This window comes from Asanoa sp. NPDC049573 (genome assembly GCF_040676615.1).
In the GTDB taxonomy this organism is placed as follows: Bacteria; Actinomycetota; Actinomycetes; order Mycobacteriales; family Micromonosporaceae; genus Asanoa.
On sequence record NZ_JBFAPI010000026.1, the window covers coordinates 1 to 17,280 of the forward strand.

The window sequence follows — 17,280 nt, forward strand, 5'->3', positions numbered from 1 at the left end:
GGCCGGATCCGGTGCGGACATCGCGTGGATGCAGGGTTCGGGTGTGTTCACGTTCGCGGGTGCGGGTTTCCCGACGATCGGGTCCGTCGACGGGCTCGGGACACCGACCTGGGCCGGGGTCGGTGACTACACCCACGACGGCAAGGACGACCTGTTCTGGTACTACGCCGGTGACGGCACCCTGCACACCTGCGACGCCACCGGCACCACCTTCGCGAACTGCACGATGCGCCGCGGCCCCGGGGTCGGGAAACCCGACTGGGCCGGCGTCGGCGACTTCGACGGCGACGGCTACCGCGACGACATCGCCTGGCTGCAGGGCTCGGCCCTGTTCACCTTCTCCGGAACCGGCCTGGCCACCATCGGCTCCGTCGACGGCCTGGGCACACCCACCTGGGCCGGGGTCGGTGACTACACCCACGACGGCAAGGACGACCTGTTCTGGTTCTACCCCGACGGCACCCTGCACACCTGCGAATCGACCGGCACCACCTTCACCAACTGCACGATGCGCCGCGGCCCCGGGATCGGCACACCCGACTGGGCCGGCGTCGGCGACTTCGACGGCGACGGCTACCGCGACGACATCGCCTGGCTGCAAGGCTCGGCCGTGTTCACCTTCTCCGGAACCGCCCTGGCCACCATCGGCTCCGTCGACGGCCTCGGCACACCCACCTGGGCCGGGGTCGGCGACTACAACCGGGACGGCAAAGACGACCTGATCTGGTACTACGGCGCCGACGGCACCCTGCACACCTGCGAATCGACCGGCACCACCTTCACCAACTGCGGGCTGCGCCGCGGACCCGGGATCGGCACACCCACCTGGGCCGCCACCGGCACCTTCCACTAACCCACCCCCGGGATCCTGGGCCCGCCTCGAACCTGAGGCGGGCCCACGGTCTGTGCGAGGATCGGGCGATGATCAATTGGGCTCGACCACTCGACGGCATGAACGCACTGGTCATCGGAGGCGGAGGCGGCGGAATCGGGCGAGCGATCTCCCGGGCGTTCGCGTCGGCCGGTGCGGCGGTCGCCGTCGCCGACATCGATCTGGGCCGGGCCCGCGATGCCGCGGGCGAGTTGACCGGGTCCGGCGCCCGCGCCCTCGCGCTCGCCGGCGACGTGCGCTCGCGCTCGGCCGGCGACGAGTTCGTCGGTGCGACGGTCGCCGAGTTCGGCCGGCTCGACACGCTCGTCACCGTCGTGGGCGGGCAGGTCGCGTTCGTGCCGGCCGTGCGGCTGCACGAGATGAGCGACGACGACTGGGATCTCGCGTACGAGATGAATCTCGGTTATGTGGCCCGCGCCGCCCGGGCGGCGATCCGGGCGTTCCTGGCCCAGGGCCGGGGCGGGTCGATCGTCAGCGTCGGGTCGGTCACCGGTGTGATGGCCGCACCGATGCAGGCCGGCTACGGCGCCGCCAAGGCCGGCCTGGTCAGCCTGGCCAAGACCGTGGCCGCCGAGTACGCGAGCGACGGCATCCGGATGAACGTGGTCGCCTGCGGCGCCATCGCCACCGCGGTCGCGAACACCGACCAGCCCGCCGCCGACGTCCCCGAGATTCCGCTGCGTCGCCTGGGCGTGCCGGACGACGCCGCCGCGGCGGCCGTCTACCTGGCCTCCCCCCTGTCCTCCTACGTGACCGGCCAGAGCCTCGGCGTCGACGGCGGCGTCACCGCGCGGGGCCCGTTCCCCGGATGACCCGCGCCGCCGGAGCAGGCCGCTTCTGATCAGTCGACCGCGTCGGGTCGGGCATCACTCCCACGCGGTGTCGGCGGCCAGGACGACCGGGCCGTGTGACGCCAGGTCGGCCAGCACGTCCGGGGCGCGCTCGCCCGACTGGACGCCGCGGGCCAGGACGCCCGTCACCGTCGCCGCCGCGAAGGAGGTGCCGCTCCAGACCGCCGTGCAGAACTCGTACGCGTCGTCCTTGGCACGCACGTACGGGCCGACGACGCGGACGCCCGGCGCCCACAGTTGGATGCCCGACCAGAAGTTGCTGAACGACGCCCGGGGTGGTTCGCGCAGGTCGGGTGACCAGCGGATCGAGGTGTCGACGGCGCCGACCGCCACCAGGCGGTCACGGTGGCGCAGCAGGTCGCGGTGGAACGCCGCCGGCCACGGTGGCACGCTGGTCCACCGGTTGCCGGCGCTGGTGACCACGACCAGGTCCGGTGCGGCGTCGAGCAGATCGAGCAGGGCGTGGCCGATCCCCTCCGGCGGCTCGGTCTCCGCGCCGTAGAACGACAGGTTCACCACCTGCGGGCGCACCGAAGGGTCGAGCGCGGTGAAGGCCGCGAGGCGGGTCGCCACCATCGTGTCGGCGTCGAAGCCCTCGGCGTCCAGGCCGCGCCGCGACATGATCTGGACGTCGCTGGTCTCCTGCAGGATGCGGCCGATCACGAACGTGCCGTGCCCGTCGGACGGGCCCAGCTCGCCGCCCTTGGGCAGAGTGTCGAGGTTCTCGTCGACGAGCGAGACCCGGTCGAGGCAGGCCGAGATCCGCGGGTGGGGTCCGTCGATGCTCACCACTCCGGCGTCGATCACGCCGACGAGGGCGCGGGCGGTAGCGGACGGGATCAGTGGTTCCAGCGTCCTGTCGATCACCTCGGGCAGGGTGGCGGCGCCTGGGTTGCGCGTCATGCGGATGCTCCTCTTCGGTGACGGTGCCGATCGGATGGAACAGCTACCATTTCGGCATACGGATGCGACGTGCGGCGCGCTGATACACGTTCCGATCCGAAGGGTCGTTCCGGGTGACCGATCAGGCAGTCCGGGCCGCACTGGCGGCGGTCGACGTGGCCTATACCGATCCGATACGGGCCCGCCGGCTCGCCGCGCGCGCGGTGGCCGACGCCGGCGCCGACCCCGAGCCGGTCGCGATAGCCGAGCGGGCACTCGGGATGGCGCGCACGGCCACCGGTGATCTCGACGCCGCCGAGGCGCACTTCCGGGCCGCGATCGCCCACGCCGACCGGGCCGGGCTGCGGTTCCGGGCCGGCGAGGCGCGCGGCTCGATCGCCTACGTGCTGGCCCTGACCGGCCGCTCCGCCGAGGCCCTGCGCGAGATCGACCTGGCCGAACCGGCCCTGCACGGGGTGCCGCACGCCCGGCTGCTCATGCAGCGGGCCCTCGTGCTCACCGAGGCCGGCCGGTTCGCGGCCGCCGCCGACGGGTTCGGCGCGGCGCTGGCCGCCCTCGGTCGGGCCGGCGGCGACCCGGTGCTGGAGGGCGACATCCGCAACAACCGCAGCACGGCCCTGATCCGGCTGCGGGACTGGGCGGGCGCGGAAGAGGATCTGGTCAACGCGGAGGCGGCCTACGACGCGGCCGGCCACCTCGGCAAGACCGCGCCGGTCTACCACAACCGCGGGCTCGCGGCGGCGGCCCGCGGCGACGTGCCGGCGGCGCTCGCGGCGTTCGACGAGGCGGCCGAGCGCTACCGGCGGTCCCATCGCGACCCCAATCAGCTCCCGGTCGACCGGGCCGAGATCCTCCTGTCGGTGCTGCTGGTCTCCGAGGCCCGCCGCGCCGCCGCCGAGGCGGTCGCGCACTACGCCGCCCAGCGCAACGCGATCGACCTGGTGCAGGCCCGCGTGGTGCTGGCCCGGGCGGCGCTGCTGTCCGGCGACCGGAGCACGGCGGTGGCCCAGGCGTCGCTGGCGCGCCGCGCGGCCCGGCGGCAGCAGCGCCCGGCCTGGGCGGCCCTGGCCGGCTACCTGGCCTTCCGGGCGGCACCGGCCACCGAATCCACCGCACACGTGATCCGGTCCGGGCGGCGGGTGGCCGCCGCGCTCGTCGCCGCGGGCTGGCTGGTCGAGGCCGTCGACGCCCGCCTGGTGGTCGCACGGGCCGCCCTCGACCGTGGCCGCACCGCGGTGGCCCGGCGTGAGCTGGCCGCCGTGCGCGGGCTCGCCGCGGGCGTGGCCGGCCGGCACCGCACCGCCGAACTGCGGGCCCGGGTCCACCACGCGCAGGCGTTGCTGCACCTGGCCGAGGGCGACGGGGCCGGTGCCGAGCGGTCGCTGCGCGCCGGGCTCCGGGTGCTCGACGACTTCCGGGCCAACCTCGGCGCGACCGAGTTGCGGGTGCACGCCTCCGGACACGGCGGCGAGTTGGCCGACCTCGGCGTCCGGCTCGCCCTCGGCCGCGGCGACGCCCGCGCGGTGCTGGCGTGGACCGAACGCTTCCGGGCCCGCGCCGCCGTGCTGCCGCCGGTGCGCCCCTCCGACGATCAGGCCTTCGCACACGACCTCGCCGAGTTGCGGCAGGCGGTCGCCGGACACGCCGCCGCCGTCGCGGGCGGCGACGACCCGGCGCCGCTGCTTCGTCGCCAGGCGGCCATGGAGGACGCGGTACGCCGCCGGGCCCGCCGCGCCGGCGGCACGACCTGGGTCGGCACCCACGAGCCGGTCCACCCGGGCGCCCTGCGCGCGGCGCTGGGCCCGGCGGCGCTGGTGGAATATCTCGCCCTCGACGGCGTGCTGCACGCGGCGGTGGTCACCGGCGGCCGGGTCACGCTGCACCGCCTGGCGGAGGTCGCCGAGGCCGAGAACCACCTCGCGGCGCTGCGGCACGGCCTGCGCCGCCTCGCGCACGCCAGCCGCACCGCCGCGGCCGCCGCCACGCTGGCCGAGCACAAGGCCAAGCAGCTCGACGCGCTTCTGCTGCACCCGCTGCGGCTCGACGGTCCGCTGGTCATCGTGCCGACCGGCGCGTTGCACGCACTACCCTGGCCGGCGCTTCCGTCGTTGGCCGGCCGCCCGGTCTGCGTCGCTCCGTCCGCCACCCTCTGGCACCGCGCGGCGACCGCCGGAGCGAGCGAAGCGGCTGGGCGGGCGGTGTTCGTCGCGGGACCCGGCCTGCCGCACGCGACCGCCGAGGTGACCGCGCTGGCCCGGGCCACGCCGGGCGCCCGGCGGTTCACGGGGCGGTCGGCCGACGTGGAGTCGGTGCTCGCCGCGCTCGACGGTGCCGGGCTCGCGCACCTGGCCGCACACGGGTCGTTCCGGGCCGACAATCCCCTGTTCTCGGCGCTGCGGCTGGTCGACGGGCCGCTCACGGTCTACGACCTGGAGCGGCTGCGCCGGCCACCGCGGCACGTGGTGCTCTCCGCGTGCGACTCGGGCCTGCAGGCGATCCGGCCCGGCGACGAGTTGCTCGGCCTGGCCGCGGCGCTGCTCGGGATGGGCGCCACGGCACTGGTCGCGGCCGTCGTGCCGGTCCCCGACGAGGCGACCCGGCCGCTGATGCTGCGGATGCACCGCCACCTGCGGGCGGGAGCCGGGCCGGCCGAGGCTCTCGCGCGGGCCCAGCAGGAACTGCTGCCCAGCGACCCGGCCGCGGCCGGCTTCGTCTGTTACGGCGCCGGCTGAGCCAGGTCTGACGGGCGCAGCCGGAAGACCTGCAGGCGCAGGTCGTAATACTTCTCCGTCTCGCCGACCCACTCCATGCCGATCCGCCGGGCGGTCGCCTGCGCGCGGGTGTTCGCGGGCCGGGCGACCGCGAGCACCTCGTCGTAGCCCTCGTCGAACGCCCAGCGCGCGACCGCTCGGCCCGCTTCGGCCGCGTACCCCTTACCCCACTGGTCGGGGTGCAGCTGCCAGCCCATCTCCAGGTCTTCGCCGCGGGGTGGCAGCGGCAGGAGCACGGCCCCGCCGACCAGCCGGTGGTCGTCGGTCTGCTCGATCGCCCAGCGACCGGCCGGCGACGTCAGCCGCGCGTCCTCGCCGATCCACTGCTGGATGACCAGGCGCATCGCGTCGACGTCGGCGACGGTGTCCATCGCCGGACTCAGCCACCGGGCGACGTTGGACGCGCCGTACACGGGCAGCGCCGCCTCGGCGTCGTCGACCCGCCACGGGCGCAGGGTCAGGCGTTCCGTCTTCAACTCAACAGCCACCCGTCCCACTCTAGACAGTAGGCTGGGCAGGGAAGAAACGTTACGTTCCCTAGAGGCGGGCATGGCAGCGACGACACGGAGACACGGCGAGGCGCTCCTGCGCGCCATCCACGCGGCGGTCCGCGCGGAGGTCGCCGCGCACGGTTATGCCGGCACGACCTACGAGGGCGTCGCGAAGCGGGCCGGCACCAGCAAGCCGGTCCTCTACCGGCGCTGGCCGACCAAGGCGGGCATGGTCCTGGACGCGTTTCTCGAGGCCCGCCCGGGCCTGACCGTTCCGGCCGACACCGGCAGCCTGTCCGGCGACCTGAAGGCGTTCCTGCGCACCGCCCAGTCCATGATGGAGAGGGCCGGCCGGCAGACGTTGCTCGGCCTGCTCGCCGAACTCGACCCGTCGGCCGGCGAGGCGGTCCGCGAACTGCTGTTCGCCCGCGGCGCCGACGTGCTCGGCCCGTTGCTCGACCGGGCCCGCCGGCGCGGCGAACTCGGTGACGCCCCGCTGCCGATCGGCATCGCCGGGCCGGCGCTCGATCTCGTTCGGCACGAGGTGCTCATCGTGGGGTCGCTGACCGACGAGAAGCTCGACGCCATCGTCGACGAGATCGCGGTGCCCCTGTTGACCGCCCGCAGCAGGCTTTCTACTGGGTCGTGACGTCGAAGCGGTCGACCAGCATGTAGGTGCCCGACCGCTTGACGCCACGCAGCGTGTGCGACCCCTGCGGCAGGCCGCGTACGCCGTAGACGACCTGCTGCGGCTGGCGTACCGCGCTGGTGGTGTCCACCGTGGACACCAGGGTGCCGTCCAGGTAGATGTCGACCAGGCCCTGGTCGGAGTAGCGCTCCGACACGTAGTCGATGCCGGTGCCGGTGAACGGGTAGCTGAACGAACCGCCGTTGCTGGTCGTGTAGTGCACGTCGTCGTTGTAGTCACCCAGGCCCCGGCCGCTGCTGACCGACCACCCGGAGCTGTAGGTGGCCACGTTGTCGTTGAACCGCTGCGTCACGCCGGCGGCCGGGTAGAGCTGTGCGCGCGGCACGATCTGGACCGGCGTGTCGGGGCTGTTCCAGATCAGCTTCAGATAGGCCTCGCCGCCCTGCTCGGTGTGTTCGAGCCGGATGTCGTGGCGGCCGGCGGTGAGGGTCACGCTGCCCTGGTCGACGGTCGGGCCGTGCGGCGTCGGGTTGTCGATGACGGGTTGCCCGTCGATCCACAGCCGGACCGTGTCGTCGGAGACCGCGGTGAACGTGTACCGCTCGGAGTAGCGGGCCTCGATCGAGCCGGTCCAGCGGCCGGCGAAGTTGTCGGTGCCGATCGACGCAGCCGGGGAACCGCTGTAGCGCCACGCGTAGTTGACCGTGGAGTCGGTGCGGGTGACCGCGGGCGCGCCGGCGAAGGTGGTGTTGTTCCAGAACTCCGCTTTCAGACCCGTGCCGGTGCCGACCGCCGCGGGCGCGGGGGTGCTGATGTCGGCCTCGATGACGGTGGCGATGGCGTTGGTCGTGCCGCCGCTGGGCAGGAAGTCGTAGCCGTCACCGGCGGCCCGCACCGTCACCGGTGACGTGCTGCCGAGCACCCGGGCGCCGGTGACCGTGAACGGTGACCGCTGGCGCAGGTGCAGCGTGCCGGCCCAGGTGTTGACGACCAGGTAGAGCCTGTTGCCCTTGCGCGTGACCCGGCCCCAGGCCGGCTGGTCGACCAACCCGGTGTAGCCCGCGCCGGAGACGGCGGTGCCGTTGGTCGTCATCCAGGTGCCGACGCCGGTGAGGGCGTTGGACTGGCCGGCGGTGACCGCGCCGGTGTCGGTCGGGCCGATGTTGAGCAGCAGGTTGGCCCCGTTGCTGGTCAACTGGGTCAGGTTGCGCACCAGGTCGGTCGGGGACTTGAAGGCGGTGTCCCAGGCCGCGTACCCCCAGGTGTTGTTGATGGTCATGCACGTTTCCTGCAGTTGCGCGGACGGCGGCGCGTCAGCGAGCGACTGCTCCGGGGTGCCGTAGTCGCCGTCGACGGGGCGACGCTTGCCGATCCGGTTGTTGGTGACGATCTGTGGCGAGATGCCGCGGACGAACCGCTCCAGGTCCTCGCCGTTCTGCGCCGACCAGGGGTTGATCGGGTTGGTCTCGGTCCATTCGCCGTCGAACCAGAGCAGGGCCGGGTCGTAGTTGGTGACCAGTTCCTGGAGTTGGGCCTTCATCTTGGTGACGTAGGCCGGGAAGTTCGCGACGAAGTCCGGGTCGTGCCAGTCCCAGATCGAATAGTAGAAGCCGAGCTTGATGCCGTTGGCGGTCGCGGCGTCCTTGAGCTCGCGGAGCAGGTCACGGGAGAAGCCGGACTGGTCGCGCAGGTTCCACCGGTTGACCTTGGTTGGCCACATCGCGAAGCCGTCGTGGTGCTTGGCGGTGATGACGATGTATTTCTGGCCCGCCTGCTTGGCCAGCCGCACGATCGCGTTCGCGTCGAACGAGGCGGGGTTGAAGGTGGCGGCCCTGCCCTCGTAGTCGCTCCACGGGATGTTGCACTCCCGCTTGATCCACTCGGCGCCGCGACAGGTGCCGTATTGACCGCGGTAGGCGGCGTAGGTGCCGAAATGGATGAACATGCCGAACCGGGCCTCGTCGAACCAGCGGGTGCGCGGGCCGCTCAGGGCGTCGTCGACGGCGTAGTTGTCGCCCTGTGTGGCGGCGACGGGCGCCGGCGGGACGACGGCCGTCGCCGCCAACGCCACGAGCAACGACAGGCCGATCCGGAGTGTTGACCGCATGGTGCTCTCCTCCGCGCGCCGCCAAAGATATCCAAGTGTCTCGATGATTCTGGCGAGACATCGGATGTTCTGTCAATGGCTGGCGGCGAACGGCCGCGGTCGACCTCGACCGGCCATCGTTACGGCCGGCTAGACATGGGATCTAATGACGGCCCTCGAGTTGGCGCATCTGGCTTTCCACGTGCGTCCGCAGCGCCGACTCGTATTGCCGGCCCAACGTGCCGAGATCGGCGATCTGCTGCTCCAGCGCGGTGCGGTTGGCGCTGATGTCGGCCAGCGCGGCCTGGTGGCGCTGGCGGGCGTCGCGTTCCAGCGCCTCGGCACTGGCCAGCGCCTCCTCGGTGATCCGCTGTGCCGTCGTGCGGGCGTCGGCCAGCAGGTCGCCCGCCTCGCGCCGGGCGTCGCCGAGGTGCTTGTCGGCGGTCCGCTCGGCCATCGTCAGCACCCGCGACACCTGCTCGTCGGGCTGCGCCTGGCCGCCGCGCGCGTGCGCCTGCTCCAACCGGCCGCGCATCTCCCGGGCGGCCTGCTCGGCCGCGGCCGTCTCCCGCTGGAGCCGCTCGAGTTGGGCCGTCATCGCGTCCAACTCGGCCGAGCGGCGCCCGGCGGACGGCGGAGGCGGCGGGCCACCGCGCCCGACCTGGCCGCGCAGTCGGTGGTTCTCCTCGATCAGCACGACCAGCGCCTGTTCGACATCGTCGAGGAAGGCGTCGACCTCCTCCTCGTCGTATCCCCGCTTGCCGATCGAGGTCTTCGCGAAGATCATGTTGTGGACGTCGGCGGGAGTGAGCGGCATCGAGACTCCTTGGTCAGTCCGGCCTGCGCGACTGAACCCAGGTCCGGGCGCGACACTACCAAGCCCGCCGCTCGGGCATGCTTGGGCCGCGCACCCCACGACGAAACGCGAACCTGATGAAAACCGGACGAAACCCCCTGTTCGACGAACTCAAGGCCGTGCACGGCATGCTTCGGCGCGATCTCGCGACCGTCCGGAAGCTGGCCGACGCGGCGGCCGCCGGTGCACCCGCCGGCGCCGTCCGGGCCGGCCTGACCAGGGTCAGGTCCAACGGGCCGCTGTTCCAGCTGCGGGTCAACTGCCTCGGCTACTGCCAGGTGGTGCACGGCCACCACCACAACGAGGACGAGGGGCTGTTCCCGGCGGTCGTCCGGGCGGCGCCGCACCTGCGTGGCACGGTGGCCAGGTTGACGGCCGACCATCGGCTCGTGGCCGACCTGCTCGACCAGGTCGAGGGCGCCGCGCGCCAACTCGGCGGCGACGACGTCGCGCCGCGGCGCAAGCTCGTCGAGGCGCTGCGGGCCTTGTCGGATCACCTGCTCGAGCATCTGGCGTACGAGGAGCGCGCCCTCGCCCCGGTCCTGGCGAAATGGAAGACCTGGCCGGGCCGGCGCTGAGATTCTGGGTGAATGGACGCGAAGCAAGTCGTGCTGACCTCGGCCGCGCAACTGTTCGGCGAGCGGGACCCGGCGGCGGTCGACCGCTGGATCTCCCCCACCTACGTGCAGCACAGCAGCATGGCCGCGGACGGCCGCGACGGGATGCGCGACCTGGTCCGGAGCCTGCCCGACGGTTTCCGCTACGACCTGCACCGCGTCATCGCCGACGGCGACCTGGTCGCCCTGCACGGCATCTACACCGGCTGGGGACCCGATCCCCTGGTCGCCTTCGACGTCTTCCGCGTCGTCGACGGCAAGCGGGCCGAACACTGGGACGCCCTGACGCCGCTGGTCCGCACGACGGTCTCGGGCCGTTCACAGACCGACGGGCCGACCGAGGTCACCGACCTCGGCGCCACCGAAGCCAACCGTGACCTGGTCGTCGGGTTCGTCGAGACCGTCTTCAAGGACGGCCGGATGGACGCGGTCGGCCACTTCATCAGCACCGAGCGGTATCTGCAGCACAACCCCGCGATCGGCGACGGCCTCGACGGGCTGACGAGCGCGTTCGCGCGGATGGGCGACACCGTCCGCTACGACAAGGTGCACCTGGTGGTCGCCGAGGGCAACTTCGTGCTGACCGCGGCCGAGGGCACCTTCGGCGGCCGGCCGACCGCGTTCTACGACCTCTACCGGGTGGCGGGCGGCAAGCTCGTCGAGCACTGGGACGTCACGCCGGAGATCCGGGACGACCTGCCGCACGCCAACGGCGCCTTCTGACCGTCAGGGCTTGCGCGCCACCGCGCAGTAGCCGTCGAGCGGGTCGCCCTCGGGCTCGTGCCGCCACCGGGTCGTCGGCACCACGCCGGGTTCTTCCAGCTCGAGGCCTTCGAAATAGTGGGCGATCTGCTCAGGCCGGCGCAGGGCGTAGTTCTGCGCACCGGCGCTGGCGCCTTTGGTGATCTCGTCGCTGCTGTCGGTGCCGTCGTTGATCACCACGAAGCTGCCGGAGGGGACCGCCTCGACGAACCGGGCCACGACCGAGCAGGCATCGTCGTACGACGGGATTTTGCCCAGGATGCCGAGCATGAGGACCGCGATCGGCCGGTCGAAGTCGAGCACCCGGCGGTGAGCACCCGGTCGGTGTCGCGCACGTCGGCGTCGATGTAGTCGGTGATGCCTTCCGGGCTGCTGGTCAGCAGCGCGCGGGCGTGCACCAGCACCAGCGGGTCGTTGTCGACGTAGACGATCCGCGACTCCGGCGCGACCGACTGGGCGATCTCGTGGGTGTTGTCGGCCGTGGGTAGCCCGGTGCCGAGGTCGAGGAACTGCCGCACTCCCCGGTCGGCGGCCAGGTGGCGCACCGCGCGCCGCAGGAACGCGCGCTGCGCGCGGGCGTTGTCGACGATCGCCGGGAACACCGCGCGGACCCGGTCGCCCGCCTCCCGGTCGACGGCGAAGTTGTCCTTGCCACCCAGCCAGTAGTTCCAGACCCGCGCGCGCAGCTTAGCGTTTCCGCGACGTCCTATGTACCCGTCAGTTGGCGCCGGTGCGAAAGACCGGCGTGCACATCGGGGCCGACGTGACAGGCCGGGTCGGTGTGGACGGTCGCCGCGGTCAGCCGCGGCACGTGGTGGGTCAGTTGGTGCTCCGCGTCGGCGGCGACCTCGTGCGCCTGGATCAGGCTCAGGTCGGCGGCCACCACGATGTCGGCCTCGGCGTGCAGGCGGTGACCGATCCAGCGCATCCGGATCCGGCTGACGTCGCGCACCCCGGCGACGCGGCGCAGGCAGGCGTCGGCGGCGTCGATCAGCGCCGGGTCGACCGCGTCCATCAGCCGGCGGTAGATCTCGCGGGCGGCGTCCTTGAGAACGAACAGGATCGCGACCGTGATGGCCAGGCCGACCGCCGGGTCGGCCCACTGCCAGCCGACGAAGGCGCCGGCGGCCGCGACCACCACCGCGAGCGAGGTGAACCCGTCTGTGCGGGCGTGCAGGCCGTCGGCCACCAGCGCCGCCGACCCGATCCGCCGGCCGACGGCGATCCGGTAGCGCGCGACCAGTTCGTTGCCGGCGAAACCGACCACGCCGGCGGCGGCGACCCAGGGAATGTGTGTCATCGGCTGCGGGTCCAGGAGGCGGACGACCGCGGTCCAGCCGGCCAGCGCGGCCGAGGCCGCGATCACCAGGATGATGACGATGCCGGCCAGGTCCTCGGCCCGACCGAAGCCATAGGTGTAGGCCCGGGTCGCCGCCCGCCGGCCGACCAGGAACGCCACGCCGAGCGGCACGGCGGTCAGCGCGTCGGCCACGTTGTGCAGCGTGTCGCCGAGCAGCGCGACCGAGCCGGAGAACAGCACGATCACGACCTGGACGGCGGCGGTGACCCCCAGCACGAGCAGCGAGATCCACAGGGCACGCAGACCCTCGCGGGACGACTCCATCGCGGAGTCGACCTTGCCGGCCGAGTCGTGCGAGTGCGGCGTCAGGGCGTGCTTGAGCCGATGCCAGCCGCCGGGCCGGTGCTGGTGCTCGTGCTCGTGTTCGTGCTCGTGCCCGTCTGCGCTCACCTCAGCAGAATACGTGCTCATGTACGCACGCGACAACGCTGCAACAGCCAACGATGGGCAACAGCCGGTCGGTGGACGCCAGGCTCCGGCCGTCCCGCAGAATCTGTGCACATGTACGCAAGCCACGAACTGCCCAGCGACGCCCAGTTCGAGGCCGCGGTGGTGGCGCTGCGGATGCTCGCCGAGCCGACCCGCCTGCGCCTGCTCTGGTTGCTGCACGACGGTGCCGAGCGCGACGTCGGCTCCCTCGCCGCCGAGGTGCGGGCGGCCCGGCCCGCCGTCTCGCAGCACCTCGGCAAGCTGCTGCTCGCGGGCCTGGTCAGCAGCCGACGCGACGGCCGCCGGGTCCTCTACCGGGCCCGCGGCGGGCACGTCAAGCGACTCGTCGCCGAGGTCCTCTCCGCGGCGGATCATCAGCTCACCAACGCGCCGGAACACGACTGACACCGTGCCGGCCGGGCCGGCGCCGCTTAGCCTGGGCGGATGCCATCCCACCCCGGTCGCAGGTGGACGGTTCGCGCGGCGCTCCTCATCACGCTCCTCGGCGCCGTGACCGCCTGCGGCGTCGACCAACCGCCGCCCGCCGCCCGGCCGGCGCAGGCCCCGGCCCTCGCCCCGCTGGTGGCCGGCTATCTGACCGGCTGGAAGACGGTCGACGACCTCGACCACCACGCCGACCTGCTCACCCACCTGGTGTACGCGTTCGGCGGCGTCGCCGGCGGCCGGTGCACCGCCCCCGCCGGCCACGACCGCGCGATCACCCAACTCCGCGAGGTGAAGACTCGCCACCCCGAGCTGAAGGTGCTCTGGTCGTTCGGCGGCTGGAACGGCTCCGCCGGGTTCACCGCCGCCGCCCGCGATCCCGCCGCGTTCGCCGCCTCGTGCCGCGCCCTGCTCGACGATCCACGTTGGACCGGTGTGTTCGACGGCATCGACATCGACTGGGAATACCCGAACGCGTGCGGTCGCACGTGCGACACCAGCGGGCCGGGCGCGCTGGCCCGGCTCACCGGGGCGCTGCGGGCGGCGTTCGGCCCCGACCGCCTGGTGACGGCGGCGGTCACCGGTGACGCCAGCACGGCCGGGAAGGCCGACTATGCCCGCGCGGTCGCACCGCTGGACTGGGCGATGGTGATGACCTACGACTATTTCGGTACCGGTTCGCCGAAGGGCCCGACCGCGCCGCACTCACCGTTGACCGGTTATCCGGGTATTCCCCGCCCGGATGCGACGGCGTCGGCGGCGATCGGGGCGTACACCTCGCTGGGCATCCCGGCCCGCAAGCTGCTGCTCGGCGTCGGCTTCTACGGCCGCGGCTGGACCGGCGTCTCCGGGGCCGAGCCCGGAGCGACCGCGTCGGGGCTGCCCCGGCCGCGCGACTACCGGGTGCTGCGCGAGACCTGCCCACCCACCGGCAGGGTCGGCGGCACGGCCTACGCGGCCTGCGGCGACGAGTGGTGGTCGTATGACACCCCCGAGACGATCAGCACCAAGATGGCGTACGCCCGGCGCACGGGTCTGGGTGGCGCCTTCGCCTGGGAACTCGCGGGCGACTCGGCCGACGGCGAACTGCTCACCGCGATGGCCGCCGGCCTGAAGTGACCGGCCCGGCGCCGGCCGACCCGGCCCGCGGCGCCAGCCCCAGCTCACCGCCGGCGGCACCCGCGCCGCTCAGTGCATCGCCACCCGGGGACGGTCGTGGTCGGGCTCGTCCGATGTCGTTCGGGCGGGAACGATCACCGCGCTGAGGATGGCGGCTGCCGCCGCCGTGATGGCGGCGAAGGTGAAGGCGTCGGTGAACCCGGCGCCGGTCGTGCCGGCGATGCTGGCCGCGGCGATGCTGGAGACCACGGCGACACCGATCGACGCGCCGAATTCGTGGAAGGTGCTCAGGATCCCGGACGCCACACCGGCTTCGTGGGGTTCCGCCCGGGCCAGCGCGGTGGTGGACGCCGCCACGAAGGTGGCGCCGACGCCCGCGCCGGCGACGCTGATGCCCGCCACCAGGGCCGCCGCTCCGGTCCAGAGGGCCGGAACCGCGGTGCCCACACCGGCCACCGCGAGCCCGGCCACCGCCACCGCCCGCTGGCCGAGGTGCCCCACGAGCTGACCGGCCGTGTGTGCCCCGACGATGGTGGCCACCGCCACCGGCAGGAACAACAGTCCGGTGTGGAGCGCACCGTACCCCCGCAGGTGTTGCAGGTAGAACGAGCCCAGGAAGAAGACGCTGATCATCAGCGCGGTGGCGACCAGGATCATGAATGTCCCGGCGACGACCGGGCGGCGGGTGAGGATCCGCGGATCCATCAGCGGCGCCCGGACGCTTCGCTGCAGCACCGCGAACCCGGCGTAGAGCCCGGCCGCCAAGGCGAACGCACCCAGCGTGCCGGCCGAATCCCAACCCCGGTCTCCGGCGTTGATCAGGGCCCAGATCGCCGATCCGGTGCCGGCGGTGACGAGCAGCGCGCCCGGCACGTCCAGGCGCGGCCGGTCGCGCACCGGCACGTCGGCCGGCAGCGACCGGCTCAGCGCCGCGGCCACCAGCAGCCCGATCGGCACGTTCACGTAGAACACCCACTGCCAGCCCGGCCCGGCCGTCAGCAGGCCGCCGAGCAGCACGCCGATCGCGGCGCCACCACCACCGAGACCCGACCACACCCCGAGCGCCTTGTTGAGTTCCGGGCCCTGGAACAACCTGGTCACCATCGACAGCGCCGCCGGCGACAGCATCGCCGCGCCGATGCCCTGGGCCACCCGGCCGGCCAGCAGCATCGACGCCGACCCGGCCAGGCCGGTGACCAGCGACGCGGCGGTGAACACGAGCAGGCCCGTGAGCACCAGTCGCCGCGCGCCGAACAGGTCCGCCGAGCGGCCGCCCAGCAGCATCAGGCCGCCGAACATCAGCGTGTAGGCGCTGACCACCCAGGTCAGCGTGCCGCGACTCAGGTCAAGATCCTCGCCCATCCGGGGCAGCGCGATCGCCACCACGGTGACGTCGAGGACGAGCATGAACTGGGCCGTGCCGAGCAGCGCGAGCGATCGCCAGCGGCGCGGATCGACGGACATGGACCCTCCATAACCTGAACACTGCTGTACGACTTCACTTCGGCTACAGTAACTCGTACAGCGGTGTTCAACAAGAGAGAAGGTGTCCGGTGCGGGCCGACGCGCAGCGCAACATCGACGCCATCACGGCGGCCGCCGTCGACTGCCTGAGCCGCGACCCCGACGCGAGCGTCAACGAGATCGCCAAAGCCGCCGGCGTCGGCCGGGTCACCCTCTACGGGCACTTCCCGTCGCGGGCCGACCTCGTCGACGCCGCCGCGGTCCGCGCCATCGCCGACGGCGCCGCACTCCTCGACGCGGTCGACCTCGACGGCGAGCCCCGCGCGGCATTGACCCGCCTGGTCGAGGCCAGTTGGCAGTTGGTCAACCGGTTCCGGTCCCTGCTCCTCGCGGCGCAGCAGACCCTGCCCCCCGGTCGCATCCGCAGCCTGCATTCCGAACCGGCCGACCGCATGCTGGGCCTGCTCGAACGCGGCCAGGCCGCCGGGGTCTTCCGCACCGACCTGCCCAACCCGTGGCTGATCAGCGTGATACAGAACGTGATGCACGGCGCCGCCGACGAGATCAACGCCGGCCGCCTCGACGCCACCGACGCGGCCGATCTCATCTCCGCGACGATCCTGGCCGCCCTGACCCCGCCGGGCCGGCGCGTCCCCGCGCCCACTAGGGTGCCCGACGACAGCGCCTAGGGTTCCGGTGCTCGGTCGATGCGGGCCGGGCACGCCTGGTCCGAGCGGCGCCACCGTGTCCCACCAGAGCGGACGCGGTCATCTAACGGGACAAAAGCCTTGAGGATCCCCTACCGGTGCGCCCGCACCGGCGTGAGGTGGTCCCGCACGTGCTCGTCCTTGTCCTCCTCTTCGCTCTCGCCCTGCTGGCCGGCGTGCTCGGCGGCGTCGTGGGCACCGGGTCCTCGATGGTGCTGCTGCCGGCCCTCGTCCTCTGTTACGGCCCACGGGCCGCCGTCCCGGTCATGGCCGTGGCCGCGGTCATGGGCAACGTCGGCCGGGTGGTCGCCTGGTGGGGCCGGATCGCCTGGCCACCGGTCGTCGCCTACGCGCTGCCCGGGATACCGGCGGCGATGCTGGGCGCGCACACGCTGCTGACCATCCCGCCCCGGGTCGTGGACGGGTGCCTGGCCGCGTTCTTCGTCGCGACGATTCCGCTGCGCCGGCTCGCGGCCCGACGGCGGTGGCGGCTGCGGCTGTGGCACCTGGCCGCCGCCGGAGCGGGCGTGGGTTTCCTGACCGGCATGGTCCTGTCGACCGGGCCGCTCAGCGTGCCGGTCTTCACCGGCTACGGGCTGACCGGCGGCGCCTTCCTCGGCTCCGAGGCCGCCAGCGCCCTGCTGCTCTATGCCAGCAAGCTGGCCACGTTCGGCGACGCCGGGGTGCTCGGCACCGACGTGCTCACCAAGGGCGTCGTCATCGGCGGCGCCCTCCTGGTCGGGTCCTTCCTCGCGCGGCGGATCCTGCGGAATGTCAGCGGCCGGCGCTACGACCTGCTCATCGACGTCGTCCTCGTCGTCGCGGCGGCCGGCCTGGCGGTCAGTGCCGTGCGCTGAGGGCCACCACCAGGGTGTGTAC

The 17,280-nt window shown here is 73.0% G+C and carries 16 protein-coding genes and 1 pseudogene; 10 read left to right on the forward strand and 7 right to left on the reverse strand.

What is annotated here, in order from left to right; all coding sequences use genetic code 11:
• Together AB0J74_RS35100 and AB0J74_RS35105 are read left to right on the forward strand one after the other, a co-directional pair.
• Positions 1–853 (forward strand): VCBS repeat-containing protein (locus AB0J74_RS35100; protein WP_363456281.1); only part of this gene is annotated, 853 nt, incomplete at its 5' end.
• A gap of 98 nt (positions 854–951) precedes the next feature.
• Positions 952–1,704, forward strand: coding sequence for an SDR family oxidoreductase (locus AB0J74_RS35105; protein WP_363456447.1), 753 nt, complete (start codon positions 952–954; stop codon positions 1,702–1,704).
• A 54-nt stretch (positions 1,705–1,758) separates the two neighbouring features.
• Here AB0J74_RS35105 and AB0J74_RS35110 read toward each other — a convergent pair whose 3' ends face one another.
• Positions 1,759–2,646 (reverse strand): S8/S53 family peptidase, encoded by an 888-nt coding sequence (locus AB0J74_RS35110; RefSeq protein ID WP_363456283.1) that lies wholly within the window; start codon positions 2,644–2,646, stop codon positions 1,759–1,761.
• Between the two features lie 113 nt (positions 2,647–2,759).
• Here AB0J74_RS35110 and AB0J74_RS35115 point away from each other — a divergent pair, with 113 nt between their 5' ends.
• A complete protein-coding gene (locus tag AB0J74_RS35115) occupies positions 2,760–5,378 on the forward strand; it encodes a CHAT domain-containing protein (RefSeq protein WP_363456286.1) in 2,619 nt (872 codons plus the stop codon).
• On the opposite strand, the gene AB0J74_RS35120 is transcribed toward AB0J74_RS35115, so the two are convergent.
• Positions 5,363–5,905: a GNAT family N-acetyltransferase gene (locus tag AB0J74_RS35120; RefSeq protein WP_363456289.1), complete on the reverse strand. Its 543-nt coding sequence runs from the start codon at positions 5,903–5,905 to the stop codon at positions 5,363–5,365. The genes AB0J74_RS35115 and AB0J74_RS35120 overlap by 16 nt on opposite strands.
• A gap of 61 nt (positions 5,906–5,966) precedes the next feature.
• Here AB0J74_RS35120 and AB0J74_RS35125 point away from each other — a divergent pair, with 61 nt between their 5' ends.
• On the forward strand, positions 5,967–6,557 hold the full coding sequence (locus tag AB0J74_RS35125) for a TetR/AcrR family transcriptional regulator (RefSeq protein WP_363456291.1): 591 nt from the start codon (positions 5,967–5,969) through the stop codon (positions 6,555–6,557).
• Here AB0J74_RS35125 and AB0J74_RS35130 read toward each other — a convergent pair.
• Entirely contained in the window at positions 6,544–8,664 is a 2,121-nt protein-coding gene (locus tag AB0J74_RS35130; protein WP_363456294.1) for an alpha-L-fucosidase, read from the reverse strand. The genes AB0J74_RS35125 and AB0J74_RS35130 overlap by 14 nt on opposite strands.
• 142 nt (positions 8,665–8,806) lie before the next feature.
• The gene (locus tag AB0J74_RS35135) at positions 8,807–9,460 is read right to left on the reverse strand and encodes a DivIVA domain-containing protein (RefSeq protein WP_363456297.1); all 654 of its coding nucleotides are present in this window, start codon (positions 9,458–9,460) and stop codon (positions 8,807–8,809) included.
• A 116-nt stretch (positions 9,461–9,576) separates the two neighbouring features.
• On the opposite strand from AB0J74_RS35135, the gene AB0J74_RS35140 reads away from it, so the two are divergent.
• On the forward strand, positions 9,577–10,077 hold the full coding sequence (locus AB0J74_RS35140) for a hemerythrin domain-containing protein (protein ID WP_363456300.1): 501 nt from the start codon (positions 9,577–9,579) through the stop codon (positions 10,075–10,077).
• 12 nt (positions 10,078–10,089) lie between these two features.
• Entirely contained in the window at positions 10,090–10,839 is a 750-nt protein-coding gene (locus tag AB0J74_RS35145) for a nuclear transport factor 2 family protein (protein WP_363456303.1), read from the forward strand.
• A gap of 3 nt (positions 10,840–10,842) precedes the next feature.
• Here the strand turns inward: AB0J74_RS35145 and AB0J74_RS35150 are convergent.
• Positions 10,843–11,588: pseudogene (locus AB0J74_RS35150) on the reverse strand (SAM-dependent methyltransferase).
• The gene (locus AB0J74_RS35155; RefSeq protein ID WP_363456306.1) at positions 11,585–12,628 is read right to left on the reverse strand and encodes a cation diffusion facilitator family transporter; all 1,044 of its coding nucleotides are present in this window, start codon (positions 12,626–12,628) and stop codon (positions 11,585–11,587) included. Before AB0J74_RS35155 ends, AB0J74_RS35150 begins: the two are co-directional and overlap by 4 nt.
• Positions 12,629–12,739: 111 nt before the next feature.
• Here AB0J74_RS35155 and AB0J74_RS35160 point away from each other — a divergent pair, with 111 nt between their 5' ends.
• Both AB0J74_RS35160 and AB0J74_RS35165 read left to right on the forward strand, forming a co-directional pair.
• Positions 12,740–13,072 (forward strand): metalloregulator ArsR/SmtB family transcription factor, encoded by a 333-nt coding sequence (locus tag AB0J74_RS35160; protein ID WP_363456309.1) that lies wholly within the window; start codon positions 12,740–12,742, stop codon positions 13,070–13,072.
• Positions 13,073–13,111: 39 nt separating this feature from the next.
• Positions 13,112–14,230, forward strand: coding sequence for a glycosyl hydrolase family 18 protein (locus AB0J74_RS35165; protein WP_363456312.1), 1,119 nt, complete (start codon positions 13,112–13,114; stop codon positions 14,228–14,230).
• Positions 14,231–14,299: 69 nt separating this feature from the next.
• Here AB0J74_RS35165 and AB0J74_RS35170 read toward each other — a convergent pair whose 3' ends face one another.
• Positions 14,300–15,694 (reverse strand): MFS transporter, encoded by a 1,395-nt coding sequence (locus tag AB0J74_RS35170; protein WP_363456315.1) that lies wholly within the window; start codon positions 15,692–15,694, stop codon positions 14,300–14,302.
• An 89-nt stretch (positions 15,695–15,783) separates the two neighbouring features.
• On the opposite strand from AB0J74_RS35170, the gene AB0J74_RS35175 reads away from it, so the two are divergent.
• Entirely contained in the window at positions 15,784–16,383 is a 600-nt protein-coding gene (locus AB0J74_RS35175; protein ID WP_363456317.1) for a TetR/AcrR family transcriptional regulator, read from the forward strand.
• Between the two features lie 149 nt (positions 16,384–16,532).
• Complete coding sequence (locus tag AB0J74_RS35180) at positions 16,533–17,258, forward strand: sulfite exporter TauE/SafE family protein (RefSeq protein ID WP_363456320.1); 726 nt, start codon at positions 16,533–16,535, stop codon at positions 17,256–17,258.
• Positions 17,259–17,280: the final 22 nt, after the last annotated feature.